Here is a 21,126-nt window from a genome sequence, read left to right as displayed (position 1 = left end):
AAGCCGCATCGGTTGCTGCTACAGATAATTCCGACTTTTCCCGGTTGCGCTTATAAATAAGAAACTTGTCAGCAGGAAAGGGTCAATATGAGGAAGAATTCATACTGGAGGTAAGCATGCTGGCTTCGGCTTTCACCTTAATGCGCGCAAAGGCAAACTTCGTGCATCAGTTCATCCGCAATCCGCGCAAGATGGGCAGTATTACGCCCTCATCCGATGCGCTGTGCCGCACCATGATCGAGTCGGTGGAATGGAATAATCAGCTGCGTATCGCCGAGCTTGGCGGAGGAGACGGTGTGTTGACCCGGCGGTTACTGGAACGGATGTCACCGGATGCCACGCTGGATGTGTTCGAAATCAGCAGCATGCTGGCGGAGAAACTCAACGCACTGGACGATCACCGTATGACGGTACGCACCTGTTCTGCGGAGTACCTTAACGGCCAATATGATGCCATCTTCTCCGGCCTGCCGCTGCTGTCGCTGCCGCCTGCCCTGCGTGAGGCGATTCTGCGGGCGGTCTACGCGGCGCTGGGCCCGAACGGGGTGTTTGTGCAATTCCAGTACACTTCGCTGACCCAGCCTGACCTGTCACGCTATTTTACCTGGGAGCGACAGCGGGTGCTGAAAAACGTGCCGCCCGCCTGGGTTTATCGCTGCACCCGCCACTACGCTCCCTGAGCCTGCTCAATTGACGGGCGCGTCTGTTGCCAGAAGACGGTTAACAGTTCACGCGCCCAGTCTTTTCCTTCAATCACGCCAGCCACCTCACGACTGCCGTCCGGCAGACAGGCGCGCATGATCTGTGGCGAAAATTCAGGATGAAACTGCACTGACAGCGCCTGCGGTGAATAACGAATAATCTGGCATCCATCGCGCTCAGAGGCGGCTAACACCTGTGCCTGCGGCGGCGGCGTCAGCACCGACTGTCGGTGCGACAGCCAGGCGCTGAAGGTCGGCGGCAGTTTCCGCAGCAGCGGGTCGCGCTGCGCCTGCGCACCGCAGGTGACCGGCAGCAGACCGCGTTCCCAGCCGTTCGGGTTATCCGCTACCTCGCCGCCCAGCGCATACGTCATCAGCTGATGGCCGTAGCAGACGCCCAGTAACGGCAACGACGCGTCGATGGCCGCTCTGATCCACGCAGCGCAGCGTTCGCTCCAGTCGGCATGGTCGGTGACCATCGCCCACGAGCCGCTGAGGATCGCCGCAGAAATCTGGTCGAAGGCCGGCAACGCCTCGCCCAGATGCGGACGGACAATCAGATACTCATCAGGTTGTAGATCTAACGCGTCAATGAACCAGCGTGGTTGTTCACCAATCTGCGCGACGACGTTAGCGGGCGGGACTTCAAGCTGAATCAATGCAATGGGCAAGGCGGGCGTGTGGGTCATACCGAATCGGGTCCTGTTCAAGAGGCGTTTCGGAAAATCAGTCTGACAGCAACGCGCAAAAAAGTCTTATGATTTTATTTTTCTCAGCGCGACAGAAAATTTCTAACCGCTGCTGCCTGAAATGCCCTGGTTCGTGCCATCATTAGCCAGCTAAGCAAAAAAAGTTAAGGATATTATTGTGGCGGTGCGGCATTTTTTTCTGGTTCTGATGGTGGTGTGTATCTGGGCCTTCAACAACGTGGCGGTGAAATGGGGCTTGCTTGAGCTTCCGCCGCTGTTTCTGACATTTATGCGTTTTGTGGTGGTCGCCATTGTGCTGGTGCCGTTCTGCCGCATCACCCGACAGCAGCTACCCTGGCTGCTACTGCTGGCCTTTACCTTCGGCTTCATGCACTTCTCGCTGCTGTTTGTCGGTATGCGGTACACCGATGCCGGCACCGGCGCAATCGTGGTTCAGCTCGGTACGCCGATTGCCATGCTGCTGGCGATGGTGGTGTTAAAAGAGAAGCTGAAGCTGGTGCAGCTGGCGGGCATTATGATCTCACTGAGCGGCGTGGTGGTGCTCTCCGGCAGCCCGACCATTCCTACATGGTGGGTGCTGTGCCTGCTGTTGTGCAGCGCAACCGGCTGGGCGGTCAGCAACCTGATTGTTAAAAAATCGCCGTCAATTAAACCGCTGACCATGACCGGCTGGATCGCCTTCCTCGCCATTCCGATTGTCGGTGCTGCCAGCCTGGTGATGGAGTCACATCAGCTCTACGCCCTGCAACATGCGGGCTGGCACGGCTGGTTCGCCATCCTCTACAGCGCCATCGCCTCATCAATCGTCGCCTATACGCTGTGGTATGTGCTGCTGAAGAAATACAACGTTAACCTGATCATGCCCTACTCATTGCTGACGCCGGTGCTGTCGGTACTGATGGGGATTGTGGTGCTGGGCGACAGCCTTAACAGCTTCAAAATCATTGGTGCCTCGCTGGTGATCCTCGGCACGGCGATTGCGGTGATTAATCTGCGTAATCTGCGGATGCATGCCCGCTTCCCGCGTCTGCGGCGACGTTAATCACCCGTGCTATGCTTGAGAGATTGTCACTCGTCAGGAGCACAGCAGATGGATCATCAGCTCGCCACGTCCCTCTGGCAGCAGATGTGGCAGGGATTGCGAGGCAACACCGCAGCGCATCCGTTACCCACCTTTGTCGATAACGCCAGTTTCCCCGCCGCCTTTGCCGTCAGTGAACTGGCGGCCACCAGCATCGGCCTCGCCACGCAGGCTACCGCCGCCCTGATCAATACCAGCCGCCCGGTTGAGGTGAATGTCCGGCTGGCGTCGCGCTGGTTCCAGCACAGTTTTATGCCGCTTAATCGCCCTGCTCCCACCCTGTGGGATGCCTTCGCCGGCGATTACGCCAGCCGCGATGGCTGGATCCGCCTGCATACCAATGCCGCCCATCATCGGCAGGCGATGGAACGGGTACTGGGCCAGCACGCTGACCGTACTTCGCTGGCCCGCGAGGTGCGGCGCTGGACCGCCGGTGAGCTGGAGCAGGCGATCGTTGACGCGGGCGGCTGCGCTGCGGAGATGCGCAGCACGACCGCCTGGCAGCAACATCCGCAGGGCCAGGCCGTGGCGCAGGAGCCGCTGTTCGCCTGGCAGACCACCGGCCAGGCCGCCGCGCCGGACTGGCAACTGCCCGAGGCACGTCCGCTGCTCGGCATTCGGGTGCTGGACCTGACGCGAATTATTGCCGGCCCGGTCGCCACCCGCTTTCTGGCCAGCCTCGGTGCCGATGTGTTGCGTATCGATCCGCCGGGCTGGCAGGAACCGTCGCTGGATGAGGAGATCACCTGTGGCAAGCGCCGGGCAGTGCTCGATCTTAAGCGCCCTGCCGATCGCGAGCAGTTTATCCGCCTGCTGCGTGAGGCCGATGTGCTGGTGCACGGTTATCGGGCGGACGCGCTGGAACGGCTCGGCTTTGATGCTGCTGCCCGACAGGCGCTGGCACCCGGGCTGGTTGATGTCAGCCTGAACGCCTGGGGCTGGCAGGGTCCGTGGCGCAACCGGCGCGGCTTTGACAGCCTGGTGCAGATGGGCTGTGGCATTGCCGAACAGGGCATGCAGTGGCAGCAGAGTGATAAGCCGACGCCCTTGCCGGTGCAGGCGCTGGATCATGCCACTGGTTATCTGCTGGCGGCGGCGGTACTGGAGGGATTACGTCAGCGACTGGCTAACGGACACGGCAGCCAGGTGCGGCTGTCGCTGGCGCGCACCGCCTGGCTGTTGCAGCAACATCCTGCGGCACCGGGTAGCAATCAATCAGCTATTCTGGCGAAGACAGCGGATAATCTGCCATTTTATGAGCTCACGCCGTGGGGGCTGGGCGTGAGGTTGCGGGCGCCATCCTGGCTGCCCGGCACCGCACAAGTTTGCGCGACGCCGGGCTGTCTGCCGGGTACGCACCCGGCATCATGGTAAATCAGGCATCCTGCTGCGGCTCACTGCTGTCGAGCAGTTCGTTGTACATCGCCTGAATCGCCTCACGACTGAGCGCGGCCAGCGTGCGGTAAAACGCGGTGGTAGCGTGCGCTTCAACCTTACCGAGGAAAGTGCCGCACCACGGCAGCAGATACTCTTCAAACAGCGCCAGCTGGGCGCTGCTCTCATCTTCCGCTGACTGATCTTCCAGCCATGACGCCGCCAGCAGCAGCACGCCAAAATGATCGGCAGGCGCATCGCTCAGCGGCATGCCACGTGAGGTCAGAAATGCGCGCACTTCCGGCTCGGTTTTTCCTTCCGGCCACTGTGACGCATACGGCGACACCTTACAGTCGCTGCCAACAAACAGCGCATTGTAATCGGCGGCCAGCGCCTGCGGATCGCTGTTCTGTTGCAGACGGGTCAGCAGTTCGTCCTGCTCCAGCGGCCACTGCGCCTGCAGTTTTCCCTCACGCAGCAGGGTAAACAGCGGCACCAGCAGCGGGTCCTGCGGCTGACGATTGAACAGTGAGCCGATCACGCGGCACAGAATGGAAAACTCATTCATGAGTCAGTTTCCTTGAGGCAAAGTAAATTAAAAGTCAGCCAGTTCAGCAATATGTTTGCCGGTACGCTGTTCGAGAAAGTCGAGCAGACGCCGCGGCGTGACATTTAACACCCGATCCTCTGGAAAATCCACTTCGCGGGTGATGCGCAGGCAGTGTTCAAAATGGCCGAGCGTAAAGGCGGTGTGTGAATCTGAGCCAAACGCCAGCCGTCCGCCGGCATCACGCACCGCGGCAGCGATCGCCCGGCAGTTAGGTTCACTGCCCGGACGCGAGTGGGTAAAGGAGGAGTTATTGATCTCCAGCGCCACATCGTAGTGGGCTGCAGCCTCGGCGATTGCCGGGATATCCACCGGGAATTTCGGGTTACCCGGATGGCTGATGATATGCACCAGTCCCCCGGCCATCGCCGCAATCATCGCGTCAGTGTGGTGTTTTCGGTCACGCGGCGCGTAGACCGGCTCATGAAAGCCCGCCACGATCAGGTCCAGTGCATCCAGCATCGGACCGGAGCAGTCAATCTCACCCTGCTGGTTTTTAATATTGGCTTCAATACCGCGCAGAATCCCGACGCCATCAATCACCCGCGGCCAGATGCGCATATTGATGAAGTGCCAGTAATGCGGTGCATCGGCCATATCAGGCCCGTGATCGGTTATGGCAAACAGTTTCAGTCCCGTTTGTCTGGCCTGAGTGACGTAATCGTGCAGCGTGCTGTAGGCGTGCGTACTGGCGATGGTGTGCATATGCAGATCTACCGGATACATCATCTTCTCCTGCTGATAGCCCCTGATTGGGCAGGGTAATTAGTAGCCACGCTGACGATCGACCCGCCCCTGCGGTGTTTCTCCCGCCTGATGCTGGTGAATCGCCCGGGCAATATAGTCAATAGCTTCGTCGATTAAGGTTACCGCCGCATTATGCGGCGTCAGCGTGACGCGCGGATGAGACCAGAGCGGATGCGATTCCGGCAACGGCTCGACCTGGAACACATCCAGCGCGGCGGCTTTCAGCTGGCCGCTGTTGAGCGCCGCCAGTAAATCTGCTTCCACCACCTGCGCACCGCGCGCGATGTTGAGGAAGAAAGCGCCGTGCGGCAGCTGCTGGAAAAAGTCGTGATTAATCAGGTTGATGGTTTCCGCAGTGCTGGGCAGCAGGTTGATTAATACCCGGGTCTCCTGCAGAAAATCGTGCAGCGCCTCACGGCCGGCAAAGCTGGTTACACCCGCAATTTGCTTCGGCGAACGGCTCCAGACCCGCACCGGGAATCCCCAGGGTTTAAGCGCTTCCGCCACGCTCTGCCCCAATACCCCGGCACCGAGAATACCGATGGTGAAGCTGTCGCGCGGATAAGCGGGCAGCGGCTGCCAGCAGCGCTGCTGTTGCTGTAACCGGTAGTCGTCAAAACGACGGAACCAGCTCAGCACGCTGTGGACCGCATACTCCTGCATCTGCCGCGCCATGCCGGTATCTTCCAGCCGGAACAGCGGCACCGTCTCCGGCAACATATCCGGATACTGCTGCAGCTGGCGGAGAATTTCATCCACCCCGGCGCCCAGCGCAAATACCCCGCGCAGCCCGCTGCGCCCTTGCAGCATCTCTGCTGGCGGAGAACGCACCAGCGCGTAATCGGCCGGGCCCTCATCGCCCGGTTGCCAGGCACGTACCCGCGCCTGCGGCAGACGCTGTTGTAAACCATTAATCCATGTCGCGGCGGGTTGCGACGGGTGATACCAGATGATCTCCATCCTGCTCTCCTTTTTTTCTTTCAGCGTCAGGGAAAACCGGCATCAGGGCAAGCAAAAACCGGCTGGAAAAAACGCTTTTTTCAGTAAAAATTATTCACGTGGCTTCACATTTCCGGCTGGCTTCAGGGTGAAGCGGACAGATAAGGTCTAAAGTTGGTCGTGTGGTCAATGCGTTACACGCGGCCGCGTTTCGGACAAGGAGAAAAACCGATGACAAAAATTGAGGTAAACGCCACTGAACGGCGTCAGCGTTATGCACCCCTTCTGCTCACGCTGCTGCTGAGCGTACCTGCCTTCACCGTTCACGCCGACGACACGTCGCGTATGCTGAATAATCAGCCGCAGCCGCCGGATGTCCGTTTAGGGCCACTGTTTAATGCCGTCCAGCAAGCAAAGTTCTATCCCGATCAAAAAACTTTTGCTGATGCAGTGCCTAAATACGATCCGGCATCGATCCTGGCCGACTGGCAGATGCAGAAAAAACAGCGCAACTTTGATCTGAAACGCTTTGTTGCCGCCAACTTCACGCTGCCCACTCAGGGCGATAAATATGTGCCGCCTGCCGGACAAAATCTGCGTGACCACATTGACGGCTTATGGCCGGTACTGACCCGCACCGCCAGCAGTGCCGGTCAGTATGATTCACTGCTGCCGTTGCCGAAGCCGTATGTGGTGCCGGGCGGTCGTTTCCGCGAAGTCTATTACTGGGACAGCTACTTCACGATGCTCGGCCTGGCGGAAAGTGGTCACTGGGATCGGGTGCAGGATATGGTGGATAACTTCGCCTCGCTGCTGGACCGTTACGGCCACATTCCCAACGGCAACCGCAGCTACTATCTGAGCCGTTCGCAGCCGCCGTTCTTTAGCCTGATGGTGGATCTGCTGGCGAGCCACGATGACGGCAAAGCCTATACCCGGTATCTGCCACAGCTGCAAAAAGAGTATGACTACTGGATGGCCGACAGTGACAAACTGACCGCCGGCTCAGCCAGCAAACGCGCCATCAAACTCAGCGATGGCACGGTGCTGAACCGCTACTGGGACGCACGCGATGTGCCGCGTACCGAATCCTGGATGGATGATGTGACCACCGCGAAGAAAGCGCCACAGCGCGACAAGGCGGAGCTTTATCGCGAGCTGCGTTCTGGCGCGGCATCCGGCTGGGACTTCAGTTCCCGCTGGTTCACCGATGCCCACAATCTGGCGACCATCCGTACCACCCAGCTGGCACCGGTCGATCTTAACAGCCTGATGTTCCATCTGGAGCAGACGCTGTCAAAAGGCTATCAGATGAACAAGCAGGACGATCTGGCGAAGCAGTTTGCCGACCGTGCAGAGAAGCGCCAGGCCGCGATTAACCGCTACCTGTGGGACAGCAAACAGGGCTGGTATGCTGATTACGACTGGCAGAAAAAACAGGTGCATCCGCAGCTGACTGCCGCCGCGCTGTTCCCGCTTTATCTGCGGGTTGCCAGCGATAAGCAGGCTGAAAGCACCGCCAGCGCGGTGGAAAAACAGCTGCTGAAACCGGGCGGGCTGGTGACCACCACCGTCAATAACGGCCAGCAGTGGGATGCGCCGAACGGCTGGGCGCCGCTGCAATGGGTGGCAGTAGAAGGTCTGGAACATTATAACCAGCCAAAACTGGCGAAAGAGGTCGGGCTGCGCTTCCTGCAGAACGTCCAGAACACCTACGACCGTGAACATAAGCTGGTCGAAAAATATGTGGTGGAAGGCAAAAACCTTGGCGGCGGCGGCGGCGGTGAATATCCGTTGCAGGACGGCTTCGGCTGGACTAACGGCGTCACGCTGAAACTGCTGGATAAATACTGCCCGAAAGATAAAACCTGTAACAGCGCCCACGATATTCCTCAGGCGTCTGCCGCTCAACCCTGATGTTCTCTGGAGACCGTCGGCCTTGCTGGCGGTCTCTGCCCTCGCCTTTTAGCGAAATTTACTTGACGTTCTTCGATTGCCAGGCAAAATTGCAGCGAACTTACAAACGGTAATAATTCTCACTCTGATAATGAGAATGCTTATCGAGGCTATTATTCACCTGCTGAACCTCTGCCATGAAAGGAATTTCAATGAGATTGCCATCGCCGCTGAAAGGTTATGTCCCGTTCTGCACCCTGGCGCTGACCGCGCCGGCCCTGAGTTTTGCTGCTGATATGGTGGTCACAGCCCAACCGCAGGAGCAGGCTGACTCCCCGACCCAGGGATATCTTGCCACCACCAGTCAGGGCGCGATGAAAAGCGATCGTCCGCTGATCACCACGCCGCAGTCGGTGTCGGTGGTGACGCGCCAGCAGATGCAGGATCAGGGCGCACTGACCCTGAATCAGGCGCTTGGCTACACCTCCGGTGTGTTTACCAACTTCGGCGGTGCCGCGACCCGTTATGACACCATTGCCCTGCGCGGCTTTCACGGCGGCGATGTTGACAACACCTTCCTTGACGGCTTACGGGTGATGAGCGACGGCGGCAGCTTCAACGTGTTGCAGGTCGATAACGCCTTCCTCGAACGCATCGATGTGATTAAAGGCCCCTCTTCCGCGCTGTATGGTCAGACGGTGCCGGGCGGGCTGGTCAACATGGTGACGAAACGTCCTCAGTTCAGTGAAGAGGGCCATATCCAGCTGCAGGCGGGTAATAACGCCACCACCGGTGCGATGTTTGATTACACCAACGCGATTAACGATCAGTGGGCGTTTCGCCTGACCGGTGTGACCCGCAACAGCGATACGCAATACGACCATACCCGTGAAGAGAAGTATGCGCTGATGCCACAGCTGATGTGGCAACCGGATGAAGATACCCACTTAATCCTCAAAGCTTATCTGCAGAAAGATCCGTCCGGCGGCTATCACGGCTCGGTGCCGGCCGACGGCAGCCTGAGTGAGCATAACGGCTATAAGCTGAGCAACGGTTTCTATGAAGGCAACAGCGACCTGGATCAGTTCAAGCGCCGTGAACAGATCTACAGCTACGATTTCGCCCATCGCTTTAACGACGTCTGGTCGTTCTCCTCCACCGGCAGTTACAGCCATTCCAACGTCGATCTCGATCAGGTTTATCAGATTGGCTGGGATGCGGTAAATCCTGACCTGCTGAATCGCTACTATTCCGGTGAGCGCTCCTCACTGGCCGGCTGGGCCACCGATAACCGGTTACAGGCGGAGTTCGCGACCGGAGAAGTGGAACATCGGGTGACGATGGGTGCGGAGTATCATCGCTATAAAAATGAGATCAGCAGCGCCGCCGACAGTGCCTCGCAGCTCAATGCCGTCACCGGGGAACAGGTTGGCGCAATGCCGGCCTACAGCTGGAGCGATGAAACCCGCCGCTACTATCAGACCGGCCTCTACCTGCAGGATGAGATGAAGCTGGATCGCTGGCATCTCGATCTCTCTGGCCGCTATGACCGGATCGTCGCCAACAACAGCGGCAACGATCGGCGGCAGGACGACCATATCAGCGGCCGCGCAGCGCTGCTTTACGCGTTTGACAACGGTATCTCGCCTTATGTCAGCTGGAGCCAGGCGATCACCCCAACGGCCCTGACCGATCCTGATAACAACCTGCTGAAACCAACCACGGCAGAGCAGTATGAAGCCGGGGTGAAATATCAGCCGAACGGCACCCGCGATCTCTATTCGCTGGCGGTCTATGACCTGACGCAGAAGGATGTGGCTAACCGTAATGTCCAGGACGGCACCTATACGCCGTCCGGTAAAGTACATTCGCAGGGAATTGAGCTGGAAGCGCGTAATCAGCTAACCCCACGTCTGAGCACCGTCGCCAGTTACACCCTCAATCACCTGCGCTTTAAAGATTCAGTTGATGGCAACGAGGGACACACCCCTTACGTGACGCCGAACAGCATGGCGGCCCTGTGGGGTCACTATCAGTTTGATTACGGCTTAAGCGCGGGCGCGGGCGTGCGCTACATCGGCAAACAGTGGGCTGACAACGAAAACACCACCCGTGTGCCGTCGGTTACCCTGTTTGATGCGTCGGTGCGGGCCGACCTCGGCGTCTGGAACAGCAGTCTGAAAGGCGCGTGGCTGCAGGTAAACGCCAACAACCTGACTGACCGCAAATATGTGGCGGGCTGCTACGGCACCGGCTATTGCTACTGGGGCGCGGAACGCAGCGTGATGGCGACGGTAGGTTACGATTTCTAATCGCCGGATGTGAAAAAGGGGACGAATCGCTTCGTCCCCTTTTTTGATTAAACCGTTACGATCAACTGCGTACTTTGCGGTAGATAAACAGCACCACGATGGCACCAATCACTGCAACCACGAAGCTGCCGAAGTTAAACCCATCGACACGACCGAAGCCAAACAGCGTACTGATCCAGCCACCCACTACGGCACCGATAATACCCAGCACGATAGTCAGAATGAAACCGCCACCGTCTTTACCCGGCATGATCCACTTCGCCAGAATACCTGCGATTAAGCCAAAGACGATCCAGGAAATAATACCCATCTGTTGCTCCTTCCTTTTTATGATTAAATCGTGAACGCTTGATTTATCAAGCGGTTTACCGCGATAAGTATAGACAGGTTTTCAAAAAATGTTTACTTGCTCACAGTTATTATTGACCTGTCAGAGGCTAAAGCTTTTTTTTGCCACGCCGATAACGGAGATGAGGCAAAAAAAACAGAACAAATAAAGCACCAACCTTTTGGAGCCAGGAAGTGAAAGAAGCCGATCAGGAACAATATTTAAAACGTGGCACGCTGGCCGTCCTGGGCGTAATGAAGGACCTGCTGCGTTTACAGACCCCGTTACTGGTGAGTTTTTCCCGTGGGCAGTTTATCAGCCGCATGCTGGCGGCCGATGAAGACCAGCTGCTGTTTGATCTCGGCAGTAACAATCTGGATAACGACTATGCCCTGAACTGCAATGAGCTGAGCATTGCGGCAGAAACCTATGGCGCTAAAGTTGAGTTCAGTCTTGCTTCGCTGAAGCGGGTTGAGTTCGAGGGGCTGCCTGCGTTCAGCGCGCCGCTGCCTGAACTGGTGTGGCAGATCCAGCGTCGTGAATTTTTCCGCGTCAATGCGCCACTGGAACCGCAGTTCTGGTGCCACACCGAGTGGCCCGACGGCAATAAAGCGCGCCTGCGGCTACAGGATTTATCGCTGGGCGGTATCGGTGTATTGATCGATGACGCCCTGCCGGAAGGGTTACAAATCGGTGACAGCTTCAAAAAATTTTGCGTCGAACTGGGCGAGTATGGTCATTTTGAAGTGCCGGTAAAGCTGTTGCACATTGGCGAACGTAGCGTGGTTACGCATAAAAATGAAACCCGCATTACGCCGCGACTGAGCTTTCGCTTTTCGGCCCTCGATCCGGTGCAGGAGCGACAGCTGCAGCAGGTCATTTTTGCCCTTGAGCGCCTTGCGCGCGATAAATCGACCCGTTTTCAATAAGTTCTTTTGCCGGATGCGCCGCACAGTTGCGCCGCATCCAGGCTATGCTTCTTGCTTGTTTTCTTTTAAACCGGAACCCAGCAAGGAGAATCTCCCCAATGGAAAACTGGCTTGCTTCACGTCATTTTCAATCCATTCTGTTTAATCAGTCTTTCTGGCTCAACAGTGCCATCGTCGTTGTCGCTACTCTCGTCATTTACTGGCTGCTGCGTACCCTGATCCGGTTTATCTCTAACCGGATTGCCCGCTATAGCGAGCACCGCCACATACGGGCCACCGGTATCCTGGTGGAAATTCTGCGCAGTACCAGTCAGACCCTGCTGCTGATCTTTTCACTGCTTATCGCGCTGAAGTTTGTCGATTTACCCGCCTCATGGCGGGTGGCGATATCGCACGGCTGGTTCCTGGCGCTGATCGTTCAGCTGGCATTGTGGATCGACTGCGGCATACGGCTCTGGCTGCACAGCCTGCTGCGCGATCCGCTGCACGTGCGAAATCCGGTCACCACGGTGATTCTGGGTATTCTGCTGCGCGTGGTGGTGTGGATCATGATGTTCCTCGCCATTCTGTCGAATATGGGCATCAACATTACCGCGCTGGTTGCCAGTCTCGGCGTCGGCGGTATCGCCATTGCGCTGGCGATTCAGACGGTACTCAGTGACGTGTTCGCTTCGCTGGCCATCGGTTTCGATAAGCCGTTTGAGCACGGCGACTTTATCGTGTTTGGTGATATTGCCGGTTCGATTGAGCACATTGGCCTGAAAACCACCCGCCTGCGCAGCCTGAGCGGTGAGCAGATTGTCTGCTCAAATACCATTCTGTTGCAGCAGACGATTCATAACTACAAGCGCATGCAGCAGCGCCGCATCGTGTTTAAGTTCGGTATCAGCTATGCCACGCCATCTGAGCAGGTGCGTGAAATCAGTCCGCTGGTAAAAGAGATTATCCAGAGCGTTGAGACCACCCGCTTCGACCGCGCCCATTTCCTGGCATTTGAAGATTCTAAGCTCACCTTTGAAGTGGTCTACTTCGTGCTGGACGCCGATTACAATAAGTACATGGATATCCAGCAGGAGATTAACCTGCAGCTGATGGCGGCGCTGGAACAGCGCAACATTCGCTTTGCCTTTCCGATCCGTCAGGTTGAGTTCAGCGGCGGAAATCTGCCGCCGGTGGATCTGGTGGCGGTGGACAATGAGGATGGCGAGGTACGCCGAATGGCGCGCTAAGCGGGCTTTCGCGCCGATGCCGGCCTTCCCGCTGCCTGACGGGAAGGCCGGCGGAGAAAATCCGCCCTCTGTAAATGCCCTGACTCGCCCGGCCCGCGTAACCCAATGTGGGCCAGGCGAGCCACGCCTGGCTTCTGACGCAACCCTCGCGAACCGGCACTGCGCTACTGATGGTGATAACAGCTGACGCCCAGATACTGGCTAAACGCCTCCTGTAACACCTCTGCCGTGGCGGAGTGGTTCATCGCCACATGATGTTCGAAACCGTTACGGCAAATCCACGCCAGCAATGACTCCAGCTGCGGCACCTGAATCACCGCACGGCAGCCCACCGTATCCAGCGGGTCCTCTACCGAAAGGCCTTCACCGACGTAGGCCTTGATCTCGCCGCTGAAATCATCGGTTGAGAGGCGGAAATAGGTCAGATCGCCGCTTTTCATCCGGCCATGCACCGCACCGCAGGTGTTCTCTTTGCCCACCGTGGTGCCAATAATGTCGGCCGTGCCCATGGTGGGCGACTCCAGGCTGGCGCTGGCAAAATTGCCGCAGTGAAACAGCACGCATTTATCACGCTCATCCCCAAAGTTGTTATTCCAGTCTGCCAGCGAGGCGGGACTCAGCGAGCAGCTGGCCAGCGCATACATCGACAGCGCGCCCATCACATCCACTTCGCAGGCGCTGGGCATCAGCTGTCCCGACATCACGCTCATGATCGAGCAGACGTTAATGCCGAGATTTTCCTGCAGCGAGGTCCAGCACTGAATCGCGGTGGTGTCGATATCGTTGTCATTGACCCACTCGCTGATCACCACGAACAGCTTCGCCATGGTTTGCAGTTTTTCGCCCGGAATGCCGCGCGCATCGGCGTTGGCTTCCAGAATCTCGCGCTTCTCCGCTACGCGGATATCATCATCACGTAGCCGGTTGGTTCGGGTGAAAATCTCCGACAGATCGAGCGTTTCGACCGCAATCCCCATCTTCTCCAGCAGCTTTTCGCTGTAGCGTACGGTATTGAATCCGGCTGGCCGGGCACCAATCGCCCCCACCCGCACCCGTCGCATCGCATTGACTACCCGGCAGAGTTGGCTGAACCGCTGCAGATCCTGCATGAAAATCTCACCGCTCAGGGCGCAGACGTGCTGACGGGTCAGGGTAAAGGGGATGCCATATTGCCGCAGGTTGTTGCACAGCGATATTTTGCCGCAGAAGCTGTCACGGCGGGTCGCCAGCCCCATTTTGTCGAGATTATCTTCCTCGGCCTGCACCAGTACCGGCACATTCAGACCCGCCAGGCGTAACGCCTCCGCGATCGCTTTTTCGTCGCCAAAGTTAGGCAGCAACACCACCACACCGTGAATGGCATCACGGTGCTGGCGAAACAGTTCGGCGCAGATTTTGGCTTCCTGCCGGGTCTCCACCCCGCCGAGATTGGTCTGGCTCTCATCCAGCATCACCGTATTGATGTTCATTTTTTCAAACAGCGCGACCGCCTGCTGGCGCGCCTCACCCACCAGATAGCTGGGAAAGAACCCGCGGTTGCCAATAATGACGCCGAAGGTTAACTGCTGAGGAAGTTTTGACATGGCTCTGCTCCGAAAGGGTTAATGTGGCTGATAACGACAGCGAGCGACGGCGTCGATCCAGCCTTTATAGTTTTCCTGCATCCGCTGCGCATACGCCTCACGCGGCGCGATCACGTTGCCGCCCTGCAACGCCTGCATATCACTGCCCTGCTGCCACCAGCCCAGCACTTTGCCTGCCAGCAGCGCGGCGCCCAGCGCCGAGACTTCGGCGGTCGGGACCCGCAGCAACGGGCGCTGCAACACATCGGCCTGCAGCTGCATCAGCCAGCTGTTTTCGGTAGCGCTGCCATCAACACACAACGCTGGCAGTTGCTGGCCGCTGGCCTGCTCCATGGCAAAAAAGACGTCGGCGATCTGCCAGACGATCGACTCCAGCGCCACCCGCGCCAGTACCGCCGGGGTGGCCGCATCCGTCAGGCCGCACACCATGCCGCGCGCCTGCAAATCCCACCAGGGCGCGCCCAGTCCGGAGAGCGCCGGCACAAAATAGATGCCCTGATTATCTTCACTGGTTTGCGCCAGCGCGGTGAGCTGACGCGGGTCCTGAACCCCCAGCATGCTACCGAGCCACGCCGCGCCGGAACCGGTGTGGGTGATGTTGCCTTCGAACGCAAAGCGCAGGGTACCGTCATGCCAGGCCACGGTGGTGCTGAGGCCGTTTTCGGTCAGCAGCGGCGTCGCCATTGACATCATCAGCGACGATCCGGTGCCGTAAGTGGCTTTTACCACTTCCGCTGCGCCACGCCGTTGTGCCTGCAGCGCGGCGTGGGAGTCGCCGATGCGTGCCAGAATCGGCGTGCCCGGCGCTAAGCCCGCAATATCATTTATCGCTACCACGCCCTGTTCGCTGGCGGAGGCGACAATACGCGGCAGCGCGGCGCGGGGCAGCCGGAACAGCGCCAGCAGCTCATCGTCCCAGTCGTTAAGATGCAGGCTGTAGAGCTGGGTGCGTGAAGCATTGGCATGATCGGTAATAAAGGTCTCGCCCGCACTGAGCTGCCAGCTCAGCCAGCTGTCGACGGTGCCAATACAGAGTTCACCGGCTTCGGCGCGCGCCACGCCATCCGGGATAGCCGCCAGCATGCCGGTCAGCTTGGCAGCCGGGAACATCGGGTCGACCGCCAGCCCGGTCAGACCGGTGATACGCGGCGCTTTACCCGCCTGATGCAAATCCCGGCAGAACGGCTCAGAGCGCCGATCCTGCCAGCTCACCAGCGGCGTCAATGGCTGGCCGTCGTGGCGCTGCCAGATCAGCACCGACTCACGCTGATTACTGATCGCCACCGCCGCCACGCTGGCCCCGCCACACGACGCCAGACACTGCGCGATCGCCTGCTTTACCGCCTGCCAGATCGCCAGCGGATCCTGCTCTGCCAGCCCCGGTTGCGGATGCGCCAGGGTTAACGGCTGGCTACCGCGCGCCACCACGCTACCGAGACGATCAACCGCAATCGCTTTGGCATTGGTGGTGCCTTCATCAATCGCCAGGATCAGGGGTCCCACCATCGTTACGCTCCTGCGCAGATACGCGCTGCACTGTTAACCACGCTGCTGGCATCAATGCCGTGGCGGGCCCGGGTTGAGGCGCGATCGCCGGCAATGGCATATTCGCCATCCGGAATACCGAGCCGCAGCAGCGGAATCGCACAGCCGCCTTCCGCCAGCACCTCAGCCACCAGGCTGCCGACACCGCCATTGACGTTATGCTCTTCAACGCTGATAACCGCTGGGTAGTGATTTAACAGGTTGCGCAGCTGTTGGGTATCACAGGGTCGAATCGATGGAACCGCGATCACACCGGCTGAAATCCCCTGCTCAGCCAGTTGCTCAGCGGCGTGAACCACCTCGTGAACGGTCGAACCCATCGCCACCAGCGCGATGTCATGACCTTCGCGCAATACGTCGATCTGCCCTGGCCTGAACTGGTAGCTTTCATCGTGCAGCTGCGGCAGATCTTTGCCATCAAGACGGATATAGACCGGCCCGACGTGCGCCAGCGCATAATCGATAATCTGGCGGCACTCCAGCGGACAGGAGGGCGCGTAGATTTCAATGTTGCCGAAGCCGCGCATCACTGCGATGTCGTCGATGCTGTGATGGGTACTGGCGAGCGGGCCATAGCTGGCACCGGCATTCAGCCCGAACAGTTTGACGTTGGTGTTGTTGTAGCAGACGTCAACTTTCACCTGCTCATTGGCCCGCGACACCAGAAACGGCGCGGCATTACAGGTAACAGCGATTTTACCGCCCAGCGCCAGGCCTGCCGCAGTGCCGACCAGCGTCTGCTCAGCAATGCCGACGTTGATTAGACGATCGGGAAACGCCTTGATAAACGGCGCGATTTTGGCGGTCGAGGTCGAATCCGCCACCACCGGCACCAGATCCACGCCGCGATTCACCGCGTCAATAAACGCCGTTACCATTACACTGGCTAAATGTTGTGCATTACTCATCTTTTAACTCCTCCAGCGCCTGCTCAATTTCCGCCCCTTTTGGTACCCGGTGATGCCATTCGGCTTTGCTCTGGATAAAGGAGACGCCAAATCCCTTCTCGGTATGCGCCACAATCACCTGCGGTTTGCCGTTCTGCGGCAGGCTTTCGATGGTGTCGACCACCGCCGCCATGTCATTACCGTTGCACTCGGTGACCTCCAGTCCAAAAGCGCGCCATTTTTCCGGCAGCGGATCGGTGTTCATGATTTCGCGGGTCGCGCCCGCCAGTTGCAGCTTGTTCTTGTCGTTGATGATGATCAGGTTGTCGAGGCCGTAATGGGCCGCCACCAGTGCCGCCTCCCAGTTACTGCCTTCCGCCAGCTCACCGTCGCCGGTAACCACAAAAATGCGGCGGGTGCTGCGGTCTTTTTTGGCAGCGATAGCAATCCCGACCGCCACCGGCAGCCCGTGTCCCAGCGCACCGGTATTCAGTTCAACGCCAGGGGTTTTTTGCCGCACCGGATGCCCGGGCAGATGGGAATCTGCATGCTGATAGGTGGCAAGCCAGTCGGTCGGGAAGTAGCCCGCCTCCGCCAGCACGCAGTAGTAACCGCCGACCGCATGGCCTTTTGACTGGATGTAGATGTCACGCTGCGGATCATCGGTGCGATCCGGCGCGCAGTTGAGAATGCGGAAATAGAGCGCCGTGAGGATCTCGACCTGCGACAGATCGGCTCCGGTATGCCCCCCCGCCGGACTGCCTGCGTTAAGCTGGATAATACGACGACGGATCGCCCGCGCTCTGCGCTTCAGATCGTCTACCGGAAGAGTGAAAGGATTCATACGCTACCTCTGAATTTTAAATCGTTTATGAATAAATATTCATAAGGGTTAAAAAAAATGGCCGGTAAAACGGCCGGTCACTCGGACCGGCTTTATTGCTGCCTCCTGGGGTGGCGGCAGCTGAACACGCAATAGCAGATTCGCGTGCGGGTCATTCGCTGATCGCCGGCTCAGTAAGCAGGCTGACCGATTAAGGTTTGAGTGGCGCGCCCTCCTCTATCAGTGCTTTTTGCGCGACCACGGCCGCTTTTTGCTGCATCCGGCTTTGGGTCTGATCGATGATCACCGCAATGATGATCACGATGCCTTTAATCACCATCTGCCAGAACTCACTGACGCCCATCATGATCAATCCGTCCGCCAGGAAGCCAATCACAAATGCCCCAATCAGCGTGCCGACAATGGTGCCGCGCCCGCCCGCCAGCGAAGTGCCGCCCAGCACCACCGCGGCAATAGCGTTCATCTCAAAGGCGGTGCCGTTGGCCGGATGGCTGGCGACCAGCTGTGATGAGACCACAATGCCGGCAATCGCCGCGCAGAAGCCGGAAAGCGTGTAGACCAGGATTTTGACCTGACGGGTTTTTACCCCCGATAGCTCGGCAGCGCGTTCGTTATCACCGATGGCGTAAACCTGGCGTCCAAACGGCAGGCGGCGCGCGACGTAAGCAATCACCAGCGCCAGCAGCACCATCATCCAGATGGCATAGGGCAAACCAAGAAAATGACCGGCACCAATCTGATCGAAACCGGTGTTGCCGAGCAGCGGATTACCCTGCAGGCCGGGAAAGGTTTCTCCGCCCGAGGTCAGCATTGCCGCGCCGCGCAGGATATACATGGTGCCGAGGGTGCAGATAAACGGCGCAACGTTGTAGCGGGTGATGATCCAGCCGTTGCCTGCGCCGATCAGCGCGCCGACCAGCAGCACAAACGGCACGATCAGCCAGACGCTGGGAAAGATCGCAATGCCGAACATCGGTAACACGATGCCTTTGGTGATCAGCCAGCCAGCGATCATGCCGCACAGTCCCAGCGTGGCCCCAATCGACAGGTCAATGCCGGCGGTGATAATGACGAAGGTGATGCCGAGCGCCAGAAACGCGTTGATGGCGATGTGCTTCACCATGATCACCAGGCTGCCGACCGCCAGAAAGTCCGGCACGGTGATGGCAAAGAACCCGACGATCAGAATCAGCGCAATAAAGGTGCGCAGCTTCAGTAGCAGCAGCAAAAAATTTTCACGCGAGTTAAATGCCTTAGCCGGAAGTGTGGTCAGCGCCACGCTGTTATTGCTTTTCATGCTCAGAACCCCTGCGCACTTGCTTTTACCAGCGCTGCCTCTTCCGCCTGCTCACGCGGAAGATCAGCCGTAAGTTTGCCGCCCGACATCACCAGGATGCGGTCGGCTACCGCCATGATCTCTTTCAGATCGGAAGTGGAAAACAGCACCGCAATGCCCTGCTGCGACAGCGCCACCATCATGCGAAACACTTCCGCTTTTGCCCCGACATCAATGCCGCGACTCGGCTCATCCAGCAGCAGCAGGCGCGGATTGGTCAGCAACGCACGGCCAATCACCACCTTTTGCTGGTTGCCTCCGCTCAGGGCGCTGATCGCCACCTCTGGCGAGGAGATCTTAATCGCCAGATTGCCGACCGTCTGACTCACCGCCTGCTGCTCCTGCTGATGAGCGATGGCAAAACGGTGCGACAGCCGCCGCCACAGGCTGGCGATAGTCAGGTTACTCGCCACCGAGGAAACCGGAAAAATCCCCGACCGCTTGCGGTCTTCCGGCACCAGACTCATGCCCATCCGGATGCGATCCGCCGTCGGCAGGCGGGTTGGCAGCGGTTTGCTGTCGAGCCACAGCTTGCCCAGATAGTTGCGCTGGCTGCCCAGCAGGCACTCAAACAGCTCGGTACGTCCGGCCCCCATCAGGCCATAGATGCCGACAATTTCACCGGCCCGCACCTGAAAACTGACATCATCGACCAGCGTATTGCCGTTCGGGCTGACGCAGGTGATATGTTGCGCTTCCAGCATCGGGGCGCCGAACTGGCGTGACTCCGGCAGAAAGGTGGTAACCGGCTCGCTGCCCAGCATCTCCCGCACAATCCACGGCACGTCGATGCTGCTGACCGGCGCTTCGGCCTGGAAACGGCCATCGCGCAGGATGGTGATGACATCGCCAATCGCCATCAACTCCTCCAGCCGGTGCGAGATGTAGATGATTGAGACCCCTTGCTGCGTCAGATCGCGAATCACCCGGAACAGGATCTCCACTTCGGTTTTGCTCAGCGCCGAGGTCGGTTCATCGAGGATCAGAATGTCCGCATCCTCAGCCAGCGCTTTGGCGATCTCTACCAGCTGCTGCTGACCGACTTTCAGGTTACCGACCCGTTCATTGGGCGAAATCGGCTGGTCGAGACGCGCCATCAGCGCCGCGGTGCGGCGTGCCTGCTCCGCCTCATTAATCGGCGCTAAGCCACGCTGCAGTTCGCGTCCCAGAAACAGATTTTCCGCCACCGTCAGGTTCTCAAACAGATTGAGTTCCTGATGCACCATGCCGATACCGTGCCGGGCAGCGTCGCGGGTGCTGCTGAGCGTCAGCGGTGCGCCGTTGAGAAACAGCGCGCCGGCGGTGGGTTGCTGCACCCCGGCAAGAATCTTCATCAGGGTCGATTTACCGGCGCCGTTTTCACCGATGATGACGTTAACTTTGCCGCGCCATACCCGGTAGTCGACGCGATCCAACGCCAGCGTGCCGGGAAACAGCATTGAAATCTGCTCAGCCCGCAGAATGATCTCAGCGTCCATCAGGGCGTCCCCCGCTTCAGTTCGACCGCCACCACATCGTCAACGCTGCCGTGTCCGATGCTCACCGCCAGCAGCGCCTGTACCGGCTGGTTGACCCAGCTGGCGTCCAGCGTCGGCAGCTGCTTCACCGCGTGGCGATTGAGCGCCCGGGTCAGCTGGGCGTACTGCACCTGATTGGTGAACTCTTCAAAACGAAAACCGGCGGCATCGCGGATGGCATTACTGCGCAGCACCGGCCCGACGCTGACCTCAACCGGCTTGCCGTTCAGCATCAGGGTGAGGGTGCGCTCACGCGGATTGCTGTCGTTCAGTGCGCTGACGGTGCCGCTGGCGCGGACAAACACGCTTTCACGGCCGCCTGCCTTCACCGTCTGACTTTTGGTTTGCATATCAGCCCAGCTCAGCGCATGGCTGTTGGCGGTGTCCATCACCCGTGATTGCCAGCTTTCCTCCGCGATTTGCTGCGGCGTCTGGGTCGCATAACCCGGTTTCGCCTGCGGATCTTTCGGCAGAATCGGCTGACCGTTTGCATCCAGATCCACCACGGTACAGGCGCTGAGCAGCGCCATCCCGGTTAATACCGCCAGTATCCGTTTCATG

General features: G+C 58.8%; 19 protein-coding genes. 7 read left to right on the top strand and 12 right to left on the bottom strand.

Going from position 1 to position 21,126, the window contains the following annotated elements; translation table 11 throughout:
- The first annotated feature begins 116 nt into the window (after nucleotides 1-116).
- Nucleotides 117-680: a class I SAM-dependent methyltransferase gene (locus AC6I8I_RS07730; protein ID WP_312057463.1), complete on the top strand. Its 564-nt coding sequence runs from the start codon at nucleotides 117-119 to the stop codon at nucleotides 678-680.
- Here the strand turns inward: AC6I8I_RS07730 and AC6I8I_RS07725 are convergent.
- Complete coding sequence (locus AC6I8I_RS07725; protein WP_312057465.1) at nucleotides 668-1,390, bottom strand: glutamine amidotransferase; 723 nt, start codon at nucleotides 1,388-1,390, stop codon at nucleotides 668-670. The genes AC6I8I_RS07730 and AC6I8I_RS07725 overlap by 13 nt on opposite strands.
- 178 nt (nucleotides 1,391-1,568) lie before the next feature.
- Between AC6I8I_RS07725 and AC6I8I_RS07720 the strand changes: the two genes are divergently transcribed.
- Both AC6I8I_RS07720 and AC6I8I_RS07715 read left to right on the top strand, forming a co-directional pair.
- Nucleotides 1,569-2,453: a DMT family transporter gene (locus tag AC6I8I_RS07720; RefSeq protein WP_312756668.1), complete on the top strand. Its 885-nt coding sequence runs from the start codon at nucleotides 1,569-1,571 to the stop codon at nucleotides 2,451-2,453.
- 48 nt (nucleotides 2,454-2,501) lie between these two features.
- The gene (locus AC6I8I_RS07715; protein ID WP_497828500.1) at nucleotides 2,502-3,866 is read left to right on the top strand and encodes a CoA transferase; all 1,365 of its coding nucleotides are present in this window, start codon (nucleotides 2,502-2,504) and stop codon (nucleotides 3,864-3,866) included.
- 1 nt (nucleotide 3,867) lies between these two features.
- Here AC6I8I_RS07715 and AC6I8I_RS07710 read toward each other — a convergent pair whose 3' ends face one another.
- The 3 genes from AC6I8I_RS07710 to ghrA are packed head-to-tail and all read right to left on the bottom strand — an operon-like array spanning nucleotide 3,868 to nucleotide 6,180.
- Complete coding sequence (locus AC6I8I_RS07710) at nucleotides 3,868-4,434, bottom strand: TorD/DmsD family molecular chaperone (RefSeq protein ID WP_312057468.1); 567 nt, start codon at nucleotides 4,432-4,434, stop codon at nucleotides 3,868-3,870.
- 27 nt (nucleotides 4,435-4,461) lie between these two features.
- Entirely contained in the window at nucleotides 4,462-5,199 is a 738-nt protein-coding gene (locus AC6I8I_RS07705; protein ID WP_497828641.1) for a phosphatase, read from the bottom strand.
- Nucleotides 5,200-5,238: 39 nt separating this feature from the next.
- Nucleotides 5,239-6,180, bottom strand: a complete 942-nt coding sequence (ghrA, locus tag AC6I8I_RS07700) for a glyoxylate/hydroxypyruvate reductase GhrA (RefSeq protein ID WP_312756661.1) — start codon at nucleotides 6,178-6,180, stop codon at nucleotides 5,239-5,241.
- A gap of 210 nt (nucleotides 6,181-6,390) precedes the next feature.
- On the opposite strand from ghrA, the gene treA reads away from it, so the two are divergent.
- Nucleotides 6,391-8,076 carry an alpha,alpha-trehalase TreA gene (gene treA, locus AC6I8I_RS07695; RefSeq protein WP_497828499.1) on the top strand — a complete coding sequence of 562 codons (1,686 nt, stop codon included), beginning with the start codon at nucleotides 6,391-6,393 and terminating at the stop codon, nucleotides 8,074-8,076.
- Nucleotides 8,077-8,267: 191 nt separating this feature from the next.
- A complete protein-coding gene (locus AC6I8I_RS07690; RefSeq protein ID WP_497828498.1) occupies nucleotides 8,268-10,367 on the top strand; it encodes a TonB-dependent siderophore receptor in 2,100 nt (699 codons plus the stop codon).
- 61 nt (nucleotides 10,368-10,428) lie between these two features.
- On the opposite strand, the gene AC6I8I_RS07685 is transcribed toward AC6I8I_RS07690, so the two are convergent.
- Nucleotides 10,429-10,677, bottom strand: coding sequence for a GlsB/YeaQ/YmgE family stress response membrane protein (locus tag AC6I8I_RS07685; protein ID WP_031375306.1), 249 nt, complete (start codon nucleotides 10,675-10,677; stop codon nucleotides 10,429-10,431).
- A 212-nt stretch (nucleotides 10,678-10,889) separates the two neighbouring features.
- Between AC6I8I_RS07685 and AC6I8I_RS07680 the strand changes: the two genes are divergently transcribed.
- Together AC6I8I_RS07680 and AC6I8I_RS07675 are read left to right on the top strand one after the other, a co-directional pair.
- Complete coding sequence (locus AC6I8I_RS07680) at nucleotides 10,890-11,624, top strand: flagellar brake protein (RefSeq protein WP_497828497.1); 735 nt, start codon at nucleotides 10,890-10,892, stop codon at nucleotides 11,622-11,624.
- 98 nt (nucleotides 11,625-11,722) lie between these two features.
- The gene (locus AC6I8I_RS07675) at nucleotides 11,723-12,853 is read left to right on the top strand and encodes a mechanosensitive ion channel family protein (protein ID WP_312057559.1); all 1,131 of its coding nucleotides are present in this window, start codon (nucleotides 11,723-11,725) and stop codon (nucleotides 12,851-12,853) included.
- A 164-nt stretch (nucleotides 12,854-13,017) separates the two neighbouring features.
- Here AC6I8I_RS07675 and AC6I8I_RS07670 read toward each other — a convergent pair whose 3' ends face one another.
- The 7 genes from AC6I8I_RS07670 to AC6I8I_RS07640 form a co-directional block, all read right to left on the bottom strand.
- Entirely contained in the window at nucleotides 13,018-14,436 is a 1,419-nt protein-coding gene (locus AC6I8I_RS07670) for an L-fucose/L-arabinose isomerase family protein (protein ID WP_312057560.1), read from the bottom strand.
- An 18-nt stretch (nucleotides 14,437-14,454) separates the two neighbouring features.
- Nucleotides 14,455-15,942 carry an FGGY family carbohydrate kinase gene (locus AC6I8I_RS07665; protein ID WP_312057562.1) on the bottom strand — a complete coding sequence of 496 codons (1,488 nt, stop codon included), beginning with the start codon at nucleotides 15,940-15,942 and terminating at the stop codon, nucleotides 14,455-14,457.
- A 2-nt stretch (nucleotides 15,943-15,944) separates the two neighbouring features.
- The gene (locus AC6I8I_RS07660) at nucleotides 15,945-16,889 is read right to left on the bottom strand and encodes a transketolase family protein (RefSeq protein WP_312057563.1); all 945 of its coding nucleotides are present in this window, start codon (nucleotides 16,887-16,889) and stop codon (nucleotides 15,945-15,947) included.
- The gene (locus AC6I8I_RS07655) at nucleotides 16,882-17,712 is read right to left on the bottom strand and encodes a transketolase (RefSeq protein ID WP_312057564.1); all 831 of its coding nucleotides are present in this window, start codon (nucleotides 17,710-17,712) and stop codon (nucleotides 16,882-16,884) included. The genes AC6I8I_RS07660 and AC6I8I_RS07655 overlap by 8 nt, the downstream gene beginning before the upstream one ends.
- Nucleotides 17,713-17,902: 190 nt before the next feature.
- Nucleotides 17,903-19,009 carry an ABC transporter permease gene (locus AC6I8I_RS07650; RefSeq protein WP_312057565.1) on the bottom strand — a complete coding sequence of 369 codons (1,107 nt, stop codon included), beginning with the start codon at nucleotides 19,007-19,009 and terminating at the stop codon, nucleotides 17,903-17,905.
- 2 nt (nucleotides 19,010-19,011) lie between these two features.
- The gene (locus tag AC6I8I_RS07645; protein WP_497828496.1) at nucleotides 19,012-20,526 is read right to left on the bottom strand and encodes a sugar ABC transporter ATP-binding protein; all 1,515 of its coding nucleotides are present in this window, start codon (nucleotides 20,524-20,526) and stop codon (nucleotides 19,012-19,014) included.
- Nucleotides 20,526-21,125: a DUF2291 family protein gene (locus AC6I8I_RS07640; RefSeq protein ID WP_312756647.1), complete on the bottom strand. Its 600-nt coding sequence runs from the start codon at nucleotides 21,123-21,125 to the stop codon at nucleotides 20,526-20,528. Before AC6I8I_RS07640 ends, AC6I8I_RS07645 begins: the two co-directional genes overlap by 1 nt.
- Nucleotide 21,126: the final 1 nt, after the last annotated feature.

This window comes from Pantoea sp. X-Soil-YNGN-775 (genome assembly GCF_059730575.1).
This window is presented reverse-complemented; position numbering and strand designations above follow the sequence as displayed.

Coding starts and splice junctions, on each gene's coding strand:
- AC6I8I_RS07710 (WP_312057468.1), bottom strand. CDS start 4,434: ATGAATGAGTTTTCCATTCTGTGCCGCGTGATCGGCTCACTGTTCAAT.
- AC6I8I_RS07665 (WP_312057562.1), bottom strand. CDS start 15,942: ATGGTGGGACCCCTGATCCTGGCGATTGATGAAGGCACCACCAATGCC.
- AC6I8I_RS07725 (WP_312057465.1), bottom strand. CDS start 1,390: ATGACCCACACGCCCGCCTTGCCCATTGCATTGATTCAGCTTGAAGTC.
- ghrA (WP_312756661.1), bottom strand. CDS start 6,180: ATGGAGATCATCTGGTATCACCCGTCGCAACCCGCCGCGACATGGATT.
- AC6I8I_RS07660 (WP_312057563.1), bottom strand. CDS start 16,889: ATGAGTAATGCACAACATTTAGCCAGTGTAATGGTAACGGCGTTTATT.
- AC6I8I_RS07640 (WP_312756647.1), bottom strand. CDS start 21,125: ATGAAACGGATACTGGCGGTATTAACCGGGATGGCGCTGCTCAGCGCC.
- AC6I8I_RS07650 (WP_312057565.1), bottom strand. CDS start 19,009: ATGAAAAGCAATAACAGCGTGGCGCTGACCACACTTCCGGCTAAGGCA.
- treA (WP_497828499.1), top strand. CDS start 6,391: ATGACAAAAATTGAGGTAAACGCCACTGAACGGCGTCAGCGTTATGCA.
- AC6I8I_RS07730 (WP_312057463.1), top strand. CDS start 117: ATGCTGGCTTCGGCTTTCACCTTAATGCGCGCAAAGGCAAACTTCGTG.
- AC6I8I_RS07685 (WP_031375306.1), bottom strand. CDS start 10,677: ATGGGTATTATTTCCTGGATCGTCTTTGGCTTAATCGCAGGTATTCTG.
- AC6I8I_RS07690 (WP_497828498.1), top strand. CDS start 8,268: ATGAGATTGCCATCGCCGCTGAAAGGTTATGTCCCGTTCTGCACCCTG.
- AC6I8I_RS07655 (WP_312057564.1), bottom strand. CDS start 17,712: ATGAATCCTTTCACTCTTCCGGTAGACGATCTGAAGCGCAGAGCGCGG.
- AC6I8I_RS07705 (WP_497828641.1), bottom strand. CDS start 5,199: ATGTATCCGGTAGATCTGCATATGCACACCATCGCCAGTACGCACGCC.
- AC6I8I_RS07645 (WP_497828496.1), bottom strand. CDS start 20,526: ATGGACGCTGAGATCATTCTGCGGGCTGAGCAGATTTCAATGCTGTTT.
- AC6I8I_RS07675 (WP_312057559.1), top strand. CDS start 11,723: ATGGAAAACTGGCTTGCTTCACGTCATTTTCAATCCATTCTGTTTAAT.
- AC6I8I_RS07670 (WP_312057560.1), bottom strand. CDS start 14,436: ATGTCAAAACTTCCTCAGCAGTTAACCTTCGGCGTCATTATTGGCAAC.
- AC6I8I_RS07715 (WP_497828500.1), top strand. CDS start 2,502: ATGGATCATCAGCTCGCCACGTCCCTCTGGCAGCAGATGTGGCAGGGA.